14 protein-coding genes and 1 pseudogene are annotated in these 14,175 nt (G+C 58.3%); 7 read left to right on the plus strand and 8 right to left on the minus strand.

Annotated features, from left to right (window positions below; translation table 11 throughout):
• Nucleotides 1–294 precede the first annotated feature (294 nt).
• From AO242_RS25610 to AO242_RS25625, 4 genes and pseudogenes are all read right to left on the minus strand, one after another.
• Nucleotides 295–1,452 (minus strand): phospholipase D-like domain-containing protein, encoded by a 1,158-nt coding sequence (locus tag AO242_RS25610; protein ID WP_099270890.1) that lies wholly within the window; start codon nucleotides 1,450–1,452, stop codon nucleotides 295–297.
• Nucleotides 1,453–1,454: 2 nt separating this feature from the next.
• Nucleotides 1,455–2,036 (minus strand): YceI family protein, encoded by a 582-nt coding sequence (locus AO242_RS25615; protein ID WP_099270891.1) that lies wholly within the window; start codon nucleotides 2,034–2,036, stop codon nucleotides 1,455–1,457.
• 80 nt (nucleotides 2,037–2,116) lie between these two features.
• Nucleotides 2,117–2,449, minus strand: a complete 333-nt coding sequence (locus AO242_RS25620; RefSeq protein ID WP_099270892.1) for an amidase — start codon at nucleotides 2,447–2,449, stop codon at nucleotides 2,117–2,119.
• A gap of 249 nt (nucleotides 2,450–2,698) precedes the next feature.
• A pseudogene (locus tag AO242_RS25625) lies at nucleotides 2,699–3,685 on the minus strand (serine hydrolase domain-containing protein); the annotation flags it as partial.
• 449 nt (nucleotides 3,686–4,134) lie between these two features.
• On the opposite strand from AO242_RS25625, the gene olsB reads away from it, so the two are divergent.
• Nucleotides 4,135–4,890 (plus strand): L-ornithine N(alpha)-acyltransferase, encoded by a 756-nt coding sequence (gene olsB / locus AO242_RS25630; RefSeq protein WP_099270894.1) that lies wholly within the window; start codon nucleotides 4,135–4,137, stop codon nucleotides 4,888–4,890.
• Nucleotides 4,890–5,729: a lysophospholipid acyltransferase family protein gene (locus tag AO242_RS25635; protein ID WP_099270895.1), complete on the plus strand. Its 840-nt coding sequence runs from the start codon at nucleotides 4,890–4,892 to the stop codon at nucleotides 5,727–5,729. The genes olsB and AO242_RS25635 overlap by 1 nt, the downstream gene beginning before the upstream one ends.
• On the opposite strand, the gene AO242_RS25640 is transcribed toward AO242_RS25635, so the two are convergent.
• Nucleotides 5,690–6,286: an acyl carrier protein phosphodiesterase gene (locus AO242_RS25640; protein WP_099270896.1), complete on the minus strand. Its 597-nt coding sequence runs from the start codon at nucleotides 6,284–6,286 to the stop codon at nucleotides 5,690–5,692. The two genes, AO242_RS25635 and AO242_RS25640, sit on opposite strands and share 40 nt — an antisense overlap.
• Nucleotides 6,287–6,447: 161 nt before the next feature.
• On the opposite strand from AO242_RS25640, the gene AO242_RS25645 reads away from it, so the two are divergent.
• The 3 genes from AO242_RS25645 (at nucleotide 6,448) to AO242_RS25655 (ending at nucleotide 9,124) form a co-directional block, all read left to right on the plus strand.
• Complete coding sequence (locus AO242_RS25645) at nucleotides 6,448–6,762, plus strand: ArsR/SmtB family transcription factor (RefSeq protein ID WP_099270897.1); 315 nt, start codon at nucleotides 6,448–6,450, stop codon at nucleotides 6,760–6,762.
• A gap of 124 nt (nucleotides 6,763–6,886) precedes the next feature.
• Nucleotides 6,887–8,053: an MFS transporter gene (locus AO242_RS25650; protein ID WP_099270898.1), complete on the plus strand. Its 1,167-nt coding sequence runs from the start codon at nucleotides 6,887–6,889 to the stop codon at nucleotides 8,051–8,053.
• Nucleotides 8,054–8,074: 21 nt separating this feature from the next.
• Nucleotides 8,075–9,124 carry an alkene reductase gene (locus AO242_RS25655; RefSeq protein WP_099270899.1) on the plus strand — a complete coding sequence of 350 codons (1,050 nt, stop codon included), beginning with the start codon at nucleotides 8,075–8,077 and terminating at the stop codon, nucleotides 9,122–9,124.
• 144 nt (nucleotides 9,125–9,268) lie between these two features.
• Here the strand turns inward: AO242_RS25655 and AO242_RS25660 are convergent, their stop codons facing one another.
• From AO242_RS25660 to AO242_RS25670, 3 genes are all read right to left on the minus strand, one after another.
• Entirely contained in the window at nucleotides 9,269–10,123 is an 855-nt protein-coding gene (locus tag AO242_RS25660; protein ID WP_099270900.1) for an ATPase, read from the minus strand.
• Nucleotides 10,124–10,201: 78 nt separating this feature from the next.
• Nucleotides 10,202–11,194: an NAD-dependent epimerase/dehydratase family protein gene (locus tag AO242_RS25665; protein WP_027900296.1), complete on the minus strand. Its 993-nt coding sequence runs from the start codon at nucleotides 11,192–11,194 to the stop codon at nucleotides 10,202–10,204.
• Between the two features lie 203 nt (nucleotides 11,195–11,397).
• Entirely contained in the window at nucleotides 11,398–12,309 is a 912-nt protein-coding gene (locus AO242_RS25670; RefSeq protein WP_099270901.1) for a LysR family transcriptional regulator ArgP, read from the minus strand.
• A gap of 117 nt (nucleotides 12,310–12,426) precedes the next feature.
• Here AO242_RS25670 and AO242_RS25675 point away from each other — a divergent pair, with 117 nt between their 5' ends.
• Both AO242_RS25675 and AO242_RS25680 read left to right on the plus strand, forming a co-directional pair.
• Nucleotides 12,427–13,029 carry a LysE/ArgO family amino acid transporter gene (locus AO242_RS25675; RefSeq protein ID WP_095096260.1) on the plus strand — a complete coding sequence of 201 codons (603 nt, stop codon included), beginning with the start codon at nucleotides 12,427–12,429 and terminating at the stop codon, nucleotides 13,027–13,029.
• Between the two features lie 355 nt (nucleotides 13,030–13,384).
• A complete protein-coding gene (locus AO242_RS25680; protein WP_027900293.1) occupies nucleotides 13,385–13,966 on the plus strand; it encodes a superoxide dismutase in 582 nt (193 codons plus the stop codon).
• Nucleotides 13,967–14,175 lie beyond the last annotated feature (209 nt).

Raw genomic sequence — 14,175 nt, forward strand, 5'->3', positions numbered from 1 at the left:
TCACTCCCACTGGATCGCATCCAGCCAGACAGAGGTGTGGCGTAAGTGATTCCCAGAATGGCCACAGCCCTGTGGGAGCCGAGCTTGCTCGCGATGAACGATAACGCGATATACCTGCCACTGCGCTCGGCTTATCGCGGGCAAGCCCTGCTCCCACATAGACCGAGCTATTCCGTAGGACCGGCCGGGCGGCGTTCCGCTTTAGCCGGGAGGGCGTCGGGACATTCACTACATATTCTTCGTCAGAAATACCGCTCTCCCGGCTAAAGCCGGTCCTACGGTATCAGCGACAGCTCAGCCGCGCCGATCCAGCAAGTTCACCACCAACCGATCCACCCACCCCCAAAGCCGCTGTTTGACCCGGCTCCACAATGGCCGGGCTTTCCATTCAGCCAGGGTGATTTGCTTACTAACCGCAAAGTCTTTCTCGAAGCTGGCGACCACGTCCCGCGTCAGTCCAACGTCAAGGGCTTCAAGGTTGGCTTCCAGGTTGAAGCGCAGGTTCCAGTGATCGAAATTGCATGAGCCAATGCTGACCCAGTCATCGATCAGGACCATTTTCAAATGCAGGAAGCACGGCTGGTATTCAAAGATTTTCACGCCCGCACGCAGCAAGCGCGGGTAGTAGCGATGCCCGGCGTAGCGCACTGAAGGGTGATCGGTGCGCGGGCCGGTAAGCAGCAGTCGCACATCAATGCCTTGGGCCGCAGCCTTGCGCAATGAGCGGCGGACTTTCCACGTTGGCAGAAAATACGGCGTCGCCAGCCATATGCGTTTGTGACCACTGTTCAGTGCCCGCACCAACGACTGCAGAATGTCGCGGTGCTGGCGGGAATCCGCATAGGCAACACGGCCTAGCCCGTGACCGAAAACAGGAACCTTCGGCAGGCGTGGCAAGCCGAAATTCTCTGCGGGGCGCCAGGCCGTACGACGCGGGTTGGCGTGGAACTGGCGGTCGAACAATGCCTGCCAGTCGATGACCAGCGGGCCAGTAATCTCCACCATCACTTCATGCCACTCACTGACGTCCTCGGCAGGCTGCCAGAACTCATCGGTAACGCCGGTGCCGCCGACCACTGCGAGTTTTTTGTCCACCAACAGCAGTTTGCGATGGTCGCGGTAGAAATTACGTATCCCGCGTCGCCAGTTAATACGGTTGTAGAACCTGAGGATCACACCCGAATCGGTCAGGCGCTTTCTCAGCCCAAGGGTAAAGGCTTGTGCACCGAAGTCGTCGAACAGGCAGCGCACGATCACGCCGCGTTGAGCCGCATCGACCAAAGCCCGCACCACCGCCTCGGCACACGCGCCCGCCTCGACCAGATAGAGCTCCAGCTCGACTTGCTGCTGAGCGCCGTCAATCGCGGCAATCATGCGCGGAAAGAACGCCGGGCCGTCGATCAACAACTGGAACTGGTTATTCTCACGCCACGGAAAAATCGCCCCGGCCATACTCAGCGCGCCGTGAAGATCAAGACGGCACCCACGGGCACCGCGAGGCTGACCGCGGATAACCCGGCGGCATTGCGCAGTGTCGTGAAACCAGGCACCAGATCAAAATCCTGGGCATTAACGACCAGCGGCTCAAGCGTCACGACCTGAAAGCGTCGTTCATCCAGGCGCGTGGCGAGCAGTTCAGCCCGGTAGCTGTGGGATTTGCCATGCAGTTGCACCACCAGCGGCAGACGCAACTCCAGCTGCGCGCCGGGCGCCAGATCGTTGATCGGGCCCAGATCGAGCTGAGCGTTGATTTTCGCTCTTGGAAATTTCGCGACGTTAAAAACCTGCTCACGAATACGCTCATCGCGCAGGGCGATGCCGGTACTGACTGACTCCAGCTCGACTTCAAGCTCAGCCGCGCCTTTACGATCGACTTTGCCGTGCAAGGTCAGAAAGCGATGCACTTCAGCAATGTTGGCGTTTTTAGTGGAGGTGAACGACAGCCGTGAGGATTCGTTATCCAGATACCAGTTCGCCTGAGCGGGCAACGCTATCAGCGTCAGCAAGGCCAGCAGCAGGCGGGTTTTGATGGGCATGCAAACTCCAGATGCGCATTAAGGGGCAACCGTACCGCCTGTCTGACCGCCAGCGAACTGCTACGTTCGCATTCGGGCTTTCAAGGCGCTGACGGTAGCAAGCGACAGCCTTGTCGCTCGCCCTGCCAGGTCGCCACATTACTGCGGCCAAGACCTTCGGCAGTTACCCGTTTATTCGCCGTGTCGTCGAGCAAACTGCTCGGTACGTACTGTTTGACGTAACCACGGCAATACTCGGCGGAATTAAGCATGACGTAGCGACAGGAGCAATACTCTTTGGCGGTATAAGCGCTGATGATGCTCGGAAACGCCGCCAATGCGACGCGGTTTTGCCAGACCAGTACGCCCATCACAATCAATATCAATAGCAGCAGGCTGCTGAACGGACGACGACGAATAAAACCTGTGGTCATTGGCCTCCCCTCTTTGGAATGCATTTTTTCGGAACCGCCGCACCGCCTTCGACGCTGCACTATCGCGCAGCAAACACAGCCCTGTAGGAGTGAGCTTGCTCGCGATAGCGTCAGCACAGGCAACATATTCATCGACTGACAGACCGAATCGCGAGCAAGGTGGAGCGCCACCCCGGTCACTCCTACAGGGGCTGTGTTTGCTTCACGATAGTGCGGTCTCAGGGACACAGCGCAATCTCCTACAGAAAATCATTTAGGGCTTGGGCTCTCCCTGCTGAACGCCGCCATGGCCAGTTTTAGAAGCTGATCATGGGAGTAACTGCCGTCCCGATCATCGGCATAGCGCACGATCACCAGCCTGGCACTGGGCACTACATACAACCCCTGCCCCCAATGGCCCAGCGCCGCGAAGGTATCAGCGGGTGCGTTCGGCCATGGGCCTTTTTGACCGCTTGCGGTGCGATTGAGCCACCACTGGCCGCCAGAGACCTCGGCGTTTGGCTGTTGATTGGCGAACGGCGTCAGAACGAAGTCGACCCAGGCTTTGGGCACTAACTGTCGGTCATTCCAGAGACCGCCGCGTTGCATCAATAAACCAATACGGGCCAGATCCTGTGCCGTCATGTAGGCGTAGGAAGAACCGACAAACGTGCCGCTGGCGTCGGTTTCCCACACAGCGCTGCGAATGCCCAGCGGCTCGAACAGTGCCGTCCATGGATAGTCCGCGTAGGCCTTTTCCCCGACCATGCCTTTCAGCGCGGCAGACAGGACGTTGCTGTCGCCACTGGAATACAGGAACGACGTACCCGGTTTGTGAGCACTGCGATGCCCGGCTGTAAAGCGCGCCATGTCGTCCCGGCCACGGGTGTAAAGCATCGCGACTACCGAAGAATTGAGAGGCGCGTATTCATAGTCTTCCTGCCAATCCAGGCCGGAGGTCCACTGCATCAGATGTTTGATCGTAATATCAGGATGAGCGCGCAACGGCGGATAGAATTTTGCGGCGGAATCATCCAGCGTGAAGCGTCCTTCACCGAAGGCTACGCCCAGCACTGTCGCCATGATGCTTTTGCTGATGGACCACGTGAGGTGTGGCGTTTGGGCAGTGGTCACTCCGGCATAGCGCTCGTACACCACCTCACCGTCACGCAGTACCAATAACGCGTCGGTGCGAATGCCCTCTCGGGTTTGGTCGTTGCGGGTAGGGAATGCGTAACTCTCAAGGTCCAGGAGCGCGTCGGCGTTCGCGTTGAAGACAACAAATAAAAGAAACAGCCAGGCGAGTCGCATGGAGTGGATCTCGGATGTGGACCGCCGGAATGTATCAGTGAGTTGTGACAAATATTCAGACAGAGCAAATTTCCAGGTAGGAGCCAACTTGTTGGCGAAAGGCGTTTACGCGGTGACTCAGGTCTGACGCCTCGCGAACAAGTTCGCTCCTACCGAGGCAATCGCACAAATCAGACTTCCGGGTAGGAGCCAACTTGTTGGCGAAATGGATTTACCCGGTGACTCAGGCGTGACGCCTCGCGAACAAGTTCGCTCCTACCGAGGCACCCGTCACACAACCATCACCAAACCTTCATGGTCATGACATCGCCTCTCCTTAGCCTGAGTTTGTACAGCAGCGCCAGGCCATTACAGCCAACGCCCGCACTTGCAGGGCAGGCTAACGGAGACTTCGCATGACTCAGATCGCCCGCATTCGCGACATAGCATCCGACCGCCGCCTTCAGGCAGAACGCCTGACCGGCAGCAACGCCTTGCAGGAAGCACAGGCCCTGCGCTTCAGTGTGTTCAGTGGTGAATTCAATGCAAAACTCAAAGGCGCTGACCAAGGCCTGGATATGGACGATTACGATGTGCACTGCTCGCACATCGGCGTACGGGATCTGAACACTGGCAAGCTGGTCGCCACGACACGCCTGCTGGACCACAAGGCTGCCAACACCATCGGCCGCTTCTACAGCGAAGAAGAATTCGCCCTGCATGGCCTTGGCCATCTGCAAGGTCCGATCCTGGAACTGGGTCGTACCTGCGTGGATCCGGATTACCGCAACGGCGGCACCATCGCCGTACTGTGGAGCGAGTTGGCCGAAATTCTCAACGAAGGTGCCTACAGCTACCTGATGGGTTGCGCGAGCATCCCGATGCAGGATGGCGGCATTCAGGCCCACGCGATCATGCAGCGCTTGCGCGAGCGTTATCTGTGCAACCAGAACCTGCGCGCCGAGCCGAAGAACCCGCTGCCAGCCCTGGACCTGCCCAACAACGTGATCTGCGAAATGCCGCCGTTGCTTAAAGCCTACATGCGCCTGGGTGCGAAGATCTGCGGCGAACCGTGCTGGGACGAAGACTTCCAGGTCGCCGATGTCTTCATCCTGCTTAAACGCGACGAGCTGTGCCCGCGTTACGCACGTCACTTCAAGGCAGCAGTGTAATGAGCCGCTTGCGTGGCTACGCCCGAGTCGCACGGGTGCTGCTGGTCATTGCGTTGGGGCTGACCATTGCTGGCACGTTCGCCTGCATGGAGCGCATGAAGATCGGCAATTCAATGGCCCGGCGTCAGCGCTGGAGCCGATGGTTCATGGCGCGCCTGACCGCTGCCCTGCCGTTTCGCGTAACCGTCAGCGGCGAGCTGCCGCGTCAACCGATGCTGTGGGTCAGCAATCACGTGTCCTGGACCGATATTCCGCTGCTGGGCATGTTGGCCCCGCTGTCATTTCTGTCCAAGGCTGAAGTACGCACTTGGCCAGTCGCTGGTTGGTTGGCCCTGAAAGCGGGCACGCTGTTCATCCGTCGCGGTTCGGGTGACAGCAAGCTGATCCAGAAGCAGATGGGCAATCACTTGCAGCAGAATAATGCGCTGGTGATTTTCCCGGAAGGCACCACCACTGACGGTACTGGCCTGCGTACATTTCATGGTCGCCTCATGTCGAGTGCGATTGATAGCGGGGTGTTGCTGCAACCAGTGGCGATTCACTATTCACGCAACGGCCAGCCAGACCCTATCGCGCCCTTCATCGGCGACGACGATTTGCTATCGCACTTGCGTCGACTGTTCGCCAACGAACAAGGCGACGTGCATATCCAGTTGCTGACGCCGATTGCCACCGAAGGCAAGGAACGCGCCGCGCTGGCTTATGAAGCGCAGCAAGCGGTGCAGATCGCGCTGTTTGGCGAGCCACCTGTGGTTGCCAAGCCTTTGGTTACCGGAGGGGCCGAAACAGTGTCAAACGTTCAGACCGCCGAGAGCCCACGCTCGGCCAGGGCGGCCTGAGAGAAGTCCTGCAAGATCGGATAGAACTCGGCAAAGTCTGCGCTCAAGGGTTGGTAGAGGTCGTGCAGTTCCTGCATGGCCCCCGCCAACCCTTGCGGCCGTGACAACCGCCGCGAAATCCCCGCCAGTACCTGCTCCAGCACCGCAAATTCCTGATATGAACCCAGCCAGTCGTGAGCCGCCATGTGCGGCGCGATCCTGGCCAGTCGTTCGGGTAACTCCGGCTCGGCGGCCAGCACGCCGTACACCTTGCGCGTGAACGCCGCCAGCGGCAGATCCGCGTAATGCGCCCAGTCCCGGGCCAGACAATGATCGAAAAACACGTCCAGCACGATGCCCGCGTAACGTCTTCGCTCGGACGGAAAGCGAGCAATCGATTGCTTGATCAGAGGGTGATTGTCGGTGAATGCATCAATGCTGCGATGCAACTGTATTGCCTGCGCCAGCTCATCCGGAAAGCGCCCGGCCACAGGCCCTTTGACGAAATCGCCATACAGACTGCCGAGGAGTTGCGCCGGACGTTGGCCGCCAAGGTGCAAGTGTGCGAGATAGTTCATGGCGCCCAGCCTACGCCGAATTGCGCGTCCCGCCTATATCGATATAACCCGATATAGCGTTTCTCACTATTCTCAGCAGAAAATCATATTTGTATATCGCGAAATATAAATATAAAGTTCGCTCCATCGCGATATAGCGTTAAACCCATATTGAGAACGACATGCCTATCGACCTCGACGAAATAATAAAAGCCCTGGCCCACCCTGTTCGCCGGGAGATTCTTGTCTGGCTGAAGGACCCGCTCAGTTGCTTTCCGGACCAGACCCACTCGACGGAAAACGGCGTTTGCGCGGGCCAGATCGACCAGCGCGCCGGGCTTTCGCAGTCCACGGTTTCTGCCCACCTGGCGACCTTGCAACGCGCTGGCCTGATCACCAGCAAAAAGGTAGGGCAATGGAGCTTTTTCAAGCGTAACGAAGAGGTGATTGCGGCCTTCGTCGAAGCGCTGGTGCTGGAGTTGGGTCCGCCGTCTTGAAATAGGAAAATTCCCCGTAGGAGCTGCCGAAGGCTGCGAAATCTTTCTTCCTGAAACACCGGGAATCGCAGCCTTCGGCAGCTCCTACAGGATCAACGAAACCTTTATTAACAGGAGACGCCCAGTGCCTCTTTCACTGTTTATTCTGGCGCTCAGCGCCTTCGCTATCGGGACGACCGAGTTCGTCATCATGGGTTTGCTGCCCGAAGTCGCTGCCCACCTTGGGGTTTCCATCCCCGGTGCTGGCTGGCTGGTAACCGGCTATGCGCTGGGCGTCGCGATCGGTGCGCCGTTCATGGCGATGGCCACTGCCAGGCTTCCGCGCAAGGCTGCGCTGGTCACGCTGATGGGCATCTTTATCGTCGGTAATCTGCTGTGTGCCATCGCCGCCGATTACAACGTATTGATGTTTGCCCGTGTGGTCACAGCGCTGTGCCACGGTGCGTTTTTTGGTATCGGTTCGGTTGTTGCTGCGGGCCTGGTGCCTGCCAATCGTCGCGCTTCCGCCGTTGCGTTGATGTTCACTGGTCTGACCCTTGCCAACGTGCTGGGCGTGCCGCTGGGCACTGCGCTGGGCCAATACGCTGGCTGGCGCTCGACCTTCTGGGCCGTCACCGTCATCGGTGTGATTGCATTGATTGGCCTGATGCGCTTCCTGCCTACCAACCGCGAAGAGCTCAAGCTCGACATGCGGGCCGAACTCGCCTCGCTCAAAGGCGCAGGCATCTGGCTGTCGTTGAGCATGACCGCGCTGTTCTCGGCTTCGATGTTCACCCTGTTCACCTACGTCGCACCGCTGCTGGGCGAAGTGACAGGTGTTTCGCCAAACGGCATTACCTGGACGCTGCTGCTGATCGGCCTGGGCCTGACCGTGGGCAATGTGATCGGCGGCAAGCTGGCTGACCGTCGTCTGGCCGCGACGCTGATTGGGGTGTTCATTGCCATGGCCGTGATCTCCACCGCCCTGAGCTGGACCAGCGCCGCGCTGATCCCGACCGAAATCACCTTGTTCCTCTGGGCCACCGCCGCGTTCGCTGCCGTGCCTGCCTTGCAGATCAACGTCGTGACCTTCGGCAAGGCCGCGCCAAACCTGGTGTCGACCCTGAACATCGGTGCCTTCAACGTCGGCAACGCATTGGGCGCATGGGTCGGCGGCAGTGTTATCGCCCATGGCCTGGGCCTGACCAGCGTGCCGTTGGCGGCTGGAGCACTGGCGATACTCGCGCTGATCGTGACCCTGATTACTTTTCGCCAGAGTGGCAACGCCGATCTGGCCCCTGCTATCAACTGATCAATTCAAGAGGTTTCACGCATGACTACTATTTTTGACCCGATCACCATGGGCGATCTGCAGCTCGCCAACCGCATCGTCATGGCGCCGTTGACCCGCTGCCGCGCCGATGAAGGCCGTGTGCCGAACGCAATGATGGCCGAGTATTACGTGCAACGTGCGTCGGCCGGTCTGATCATCAGCGAAGCCACTTCAGTGACGCCAATGGGCGTCGGCTACCCGGATACTCCGGGCATCTGGTCTACCGATCAGGTCCGTGGCTGGAGCAATATCACCAAGGCTGTTCACGGCGCAGGCGGCAAGATCGTTCTGCAACTGTGGCATGTGGGGCGTATTTCCCACCCTTCGTATCTGAACGGTGAAACCCCGGTGGCACCAAGCGCTATCAAACCTGAAGGCCATGTCAGCCTGGTTCGTCCGCTGTCTGACTACGTCACACCTCGTGCGCTGGAACTGGCAGAAATCGCTGACGTGGTAGAGGCCTATCGCACCGGCGCAGAAAACGCCAAGGCCGCTGGCTTTGACGGCGTGGAAATCCATGGTGCCAACGGTTACCTGCTGGATCAGTTCCTGCAAAGCAGCACCAACCAGCGTACTGACCAGTACGGTGGCTCTGTGGAAAACCGTGCGCGTCTGATGCTGGAAGTGGTCGATGCAGCGATTGATGTCTGGGGCGCGGGTCGTGTCGGCCTGCACCTGGCACCGCGTGCCGACTCCCATGACATGGGCGACGACAATCTGGCCGAAACTTTCGGCTACGTTGCGGCAGAAATGGGTAAACGTGGCATCGCGTTCATTTGCTCCCGCGAGCGTGAGGCTGGCGACAGCATTGGTCCGCAATTGAAAAAGGCTTTCGGCGGCGCTTACATCGCCAACGAGAAATTCACCAAGGACAGCGCCAATGCCTGGCTGGCCAATGGTTCAGCCGATGCGGTGGCCTTCGGTGTTCCGTTCATTGCCAACCCGGATTTGCCGGCACGTTTGAAGCAGGATGCGCCGCTGAATACTCCGCATCCGGAAACGTTCTACGCTAAAGGGCCAGTGGGTTATATCGATTACCCGGCGTTGTAAGTAAGCATTACGCGAGAGCAAACCGCCCCACGTAGGACCGGCTTTAGCCGGGAGAGCGCTTTTCCTGATTGAGGAATTGCAGTGAATGTACCACTGCTCTCCCGGCTAAAGCCGGTCCTACGGCCACATTTTGGAGCCACAATATTAACGACGCGCATTCACCTGCTGGGACAGGTTCTGTATCTGGCTTTGCAGGGTGTTGATGTTGCGGGTCATCTGCGCACGGAACGCATCAAACTCAGCGGTGTTGCTGCTGGCCGCCGCTGGAGCCGGACGGTTTTCCTGTTCGCTTTTGAGCACGATCAAATCCTGCTCGAGACGCTCGATGGTTGCTGTCGGGTTGCCCTGCTTCTTCAGTGCGGCAACATCGGCGCTGAGGCTTTTCAGTTGGGTATCGACTTGATCGAGATTACCCTGAGCCGCTTTATGATCCGGAATCGAAGCCTTCACTGCGGCCAGCTCAGTGGTGACGGTTTTGAGCTGTTCCTGCAGTTGCGTATTGCTCGTCTGCAGCTGGGTCGCCTGCGTCGTGATCTGTTCCAGACGTTGCTGCAAATGGCTCTGCTGCCCGGTTGTGCCTTCCTGCTGTTTGTCCTGGTCAGCCAACTGGTCCTCGATAAGCTTGATGCGCTGCTTGAGCGCCTCTCCGTCCACCGCCACTGATTCAGTCGCAACCACTTTGCCGGAGATGTCCTGCAAACGGCCAGCGGCTTCTTCGCTGATGCGTGCAAAGCTTTCCTGGGTAGCCACCAGTTGCTGCTCCATCAGGGATATCTGCTGAAAGCTCCACCAGCCCAACCCGCAGAACGCAATGAACAACGCACCCACCAAGGCCCAAAGCGGTCCGGTGCTCGGTCCTTTGACTTTCACCACAGGCGTATCCCGGGAATACACCGTCGTGCGTTTGCGTGCCGCCGTGGTCGGCGCGAAATCGTCGTCATCGTCCTTGGCGCTGAGATTCGGAACGTCATCGACGTCGTCATAAGGATCGTTACGCATGAGTAACCCTGTGTAGAACCGTGATGAAAACTGCTTGAAGTTCGCGAGTATAACCGCTGAGGCCGCAGCCTAAAGCGCTCACCTGCTTTGTTGCGTTTGCCACCAGTCGCAAAACTCATCCAGTGCCGCCCACAGGCTGACTTGCGGATCGTAGTCCAGATAATGCCGAGCGCGGCTGATATCCAGGGTGAAATCCTTGCTCATGACCTGCATCCCCAAGCGCGACAAGGTTGGCTCCGGGCGGCCCGGCCACAGCATGCACGCAGCCTCGTTGATCGCGGCTGCCGAATAGGCCAGGCCACTGGATCGATACCGCGTGACCTGTGGCAGCTGCATGCGGCGCATCACATAGTTCACCGCATCCCACAGCGGCACAGGCGTCCCGTTGCTGATGTTATAGGCCTTGCCCAACGCCGACCTGTCAGCCAGCAAACTGCTGATCAGGGCCTGATTGAGGTTGTGCACACTGGTGAAATCCACCTTGTTCAAACCGTTGCCGACAATCGACAGACGCTTCTTGCGTTGCATGTGCAGCAACCGCGGGAAAATGCTGGTGTCGCCCGCTCCGGTCACGAAACGCGGTCGCAGGGCGATCACTTCCAGTCCGAACTCTTCCGCGCCAAACACCTTCTGCTCAGCCAGATATTTGCTGGCGGCGTAGTGGTTGTTGAAGCGTTTGGGCACCTGTTCTTCTTTGAGGTCCAGGTGCGAGTGGCCATCGAAGTAGATTGAAGGCGACGACAAATGGACCAGCCTTCTGACCCTTTGTTTCAGACAGGCCTCAACGATGTTCTCAGTGACTTGCACGTTGCCCTGCAAGAAATCCTGCTTGCGTCCCCAGACGCCTACTGAACCGGCGCAATGCACCACAGCTTCAACGTCGTCACACAGCACGCGAACCAGATCGGGATTGATCAAGTCACCCTGGATAAATTCAGCACCGCGCTTGACCAAATGCGCGACACCTTCGGCACGTCGGCCATTGACCCGCACGCTAAAGCCCTGCTCCAGGGCGAACCGCGCAAAGCGCCCGCCGATAAAGCCGCTTGCGCCGGTGACCAGAATCTTCATTTACCGCTCCGTTAGATATTTTTTGCTTGTTTCAAAACACGGGTTCATCGGGTTCAAAGAGATCCCATGTGGGGGATTCTATGTTTAACCGCAAGCTTGCCCCCAGGCCCATGACCTCGTAGGACCGGCTTTAGCCGGGAGGACAGTCTTTCTAGCGAAGAAATTAAGTGAATGCCCTGACGTCCTCCCGGCTAAAGCCAGTCCTACGGATTGCGAGGAAACTGTGCGAGCGGCACCAGCCACTGTCCCGCCTGCTGCGCCAGATGCTCCGTCAATCGGGTCAACAATTGACCGCCATTGCGCCAATGATGCCAGTACAGCGGCACGTCCACCGGTTTGTCTTCAGCAAACTCCACCAGCGAGCCGCGCTGCAGTTGCTCGCGCACCTGTATTTCCGGGACCAGCCCCCAGGCCACTCCGGCTTCGGTCATGCGTAAAAAACCTTCGGACGATGGGCACACATGATGCTCGAACCCGCCCTCGATCCCTAGTGAAGCTAGATAGCGATGCTGCAAAAAATCATCCGGGCCGAATACCAGCGCTGGAACACGGGCAAGTTTTTTCGCCTCGAAACCTTCCGGAAAGTGGCGCGCGATGAATGCCGGACTGGCGAGGCCACGGTAGCGCATCGCACCCAATAACAGACTGCGGGCACCGGCAACAGGGCGTTCGCTGGCGCACAAACAGGCCGCGACATCGCCTGCCCGCATGCGCTTGAGGCCCACGTCCTGGTCTTCGACAACCAGATCCAGCAACAGATTGTTCTGCGCGCAGAAGTCGCCAATCGCATCGGCCCACCATGTCGCCAGACTGTCGGCATTCAGTGCGATGCGCAGGCGCTCCGGCATGCCTTCTTCGTCCAGGGCGGGCACCTGGCTTTGCAGATCACGCTCCAGCAACCGCACTTGCTGCACATGGTTGAGCAGGCGACGACCAATGTCAGTCGGGCTCGGCGGTGTGGCGCGAACCAGAACCGGCTGCCCCACCCGCGCCTCCAGCAACTTGATCCGCTGGGACACTGCTGACTGGGACAAACCCAATACCTGCGCGGCACGCTCGAAGCCTGCCTGTTCAATCACGGCTGCCAGCGCTGAAAGCAGTTTGTAGTCGAACATCAGTTTCCCTAATGGGCGATCAGTAATATTGGTTTTTCTTATACAGGTTTGCCACTCACAATCGCCACACAAACCTGTCGGACAGACAGATTATTCAGTGCGTGGAGCATATTTTTCATGTGGCAAAGTTATCTCAACGGCCTGCTGGTGGCGGGCGGTTTGATCATGGCGATCGGTACTCAGAATGCTTTTGTTCTGGCGCAGAGCCTGAGGCGTGAACATCATTTGCCGGTAGCGATGGTGTGTATTGTCTGCGATGCGATCCTGATTGCAGCCGGTGTGTTTGGCCTGGCCAATTTGTTGGCGCAAAACCCGACCTTGCTGGCGATTGCTCGTTGGGGCGGCGTTGTATTTTTGCTCTGGTACGGCAGCCTTGCGTTACGCCGGGCCTGCTCCAGCCAGAGCCTGGAAAAGAGTGAAGTCGTAGGCCTGCGCTCGCGCCGGGCAGTCCTGCTCAGCGCCTTGGCAGTGACCCTGCTCAACCCCCATGTTTATCTCGATACGGTGTTGCTGGTCGGCTCCCTTGGCGCTCAGCAAAGTGTGCCGGAGGCTTATGTGGTGGGCGCAGCCAGTGCGTCACTGTTGTGGTTCAGCACTCTGGCGCTCGGCGCAGCATGGCTGGCCCCCTGGCTGGCGCGCCCGGCTACCTGGCGACTGCTGGACCTGATGGTCGCGGTGATGATGTTCAGCGTTGCGGTGCAGTTGATCAGGGCTGCGTAAATCCAGAACACAGAGTTTGTGTTCTCTGTTGGAGCGAGGCTTGCCCGCGAAGAACGATAACCCGGTTTACCTGACTCACCTCATTGACTGATTCGCGGGCAAGCCTCGCTCCAACAGAACCGCTATTGGCCAAGGAGATTGTGGCCACGGGCGATTGCCAAAAACAGAACATTTCCTTTCGGTAAATCCTCTGGAACCTCTATCCCACACAGTTGTTGCGTGGTTAACGGGCAGACCCGGTGCTATGATCCTGACCCTGCGCCGCAAAGAGTACAAACTCGCCGGTGCATGTTCTGTCTGGCCGCCCGTGATCGGCCTTGCGCTCACCGCAACTGACCTGATTAGGAGATAAACCATGGCTTTTGAATTGCCGCCGCTGCCGTACGCCAAAGATGCTCTGGTACCGCACATTTCCGCAGAGACACTGGAATATCACCACGACAAGCACCACAACACCTACGTGGTGAACCTGAACAACCTGGTGCCAGGCACCGAGTTCGAAGGCAAAACCCTGGAAGAAATCATCAAGACTTCTTCGGGTGGCATCTTCAACAACGCCGCTCAAGTCTGGAACCACACGTTCTACTGGGAATGCCTGGCACCAAACGCTGGCGGCGAACCTACTGGCGCACTGGCTGACGCTATCAACGCGGCTTTCGGCTCGTTCGACAAGTTCAAAGAAGAATTCAGCAAAACCTCTATCGGCACCTTCGGTTCCGGCTGGGGCTGGTTGGTGAAAAAACCTGACGGTTCCCTGGCTCTGGCCAGCACCATCGGCGCAGGCAACCCAATGACCAGCGGCGACACCCCGCTGCTGACCTGCGATGTATGGGAACACGCCTACTACATCGACTACCGCAACCTGCGTCCAAAGTACGTTGAAGCATTCTGGAACCTGGTTAACTGGGACTTCGTAGCGAAGCAATTCGCTGCCTGATTTCAGATCCAGTCAAAAAACCCGGCATTGCCGGGTTTTTTTTCATCCATGAAATGTGCTTAATGTCTTGTCAGCCGACGATAGCGGACTAATATCATCCGCTGGGGTTTTTACAATTCTGTTCAAGTTTCAAAGGTTTTTGTCCGACACAGTGAGAATGCCTGACTTTATGATGAGGTCGGGATGGAGCAAGAGAGCAGGTGAAGAGG

This window comes from Pseudomonas sp. ICMP 561, assembly GCF_002699985.1.
Classification (GTDB): Bacteria; Pseudomonadota; Gammaproteobacteria; order Pseudomonadales; family Pseudomonadaceae; genus Aquipseudomonas; species Aquipseudomonas quasicaspiana.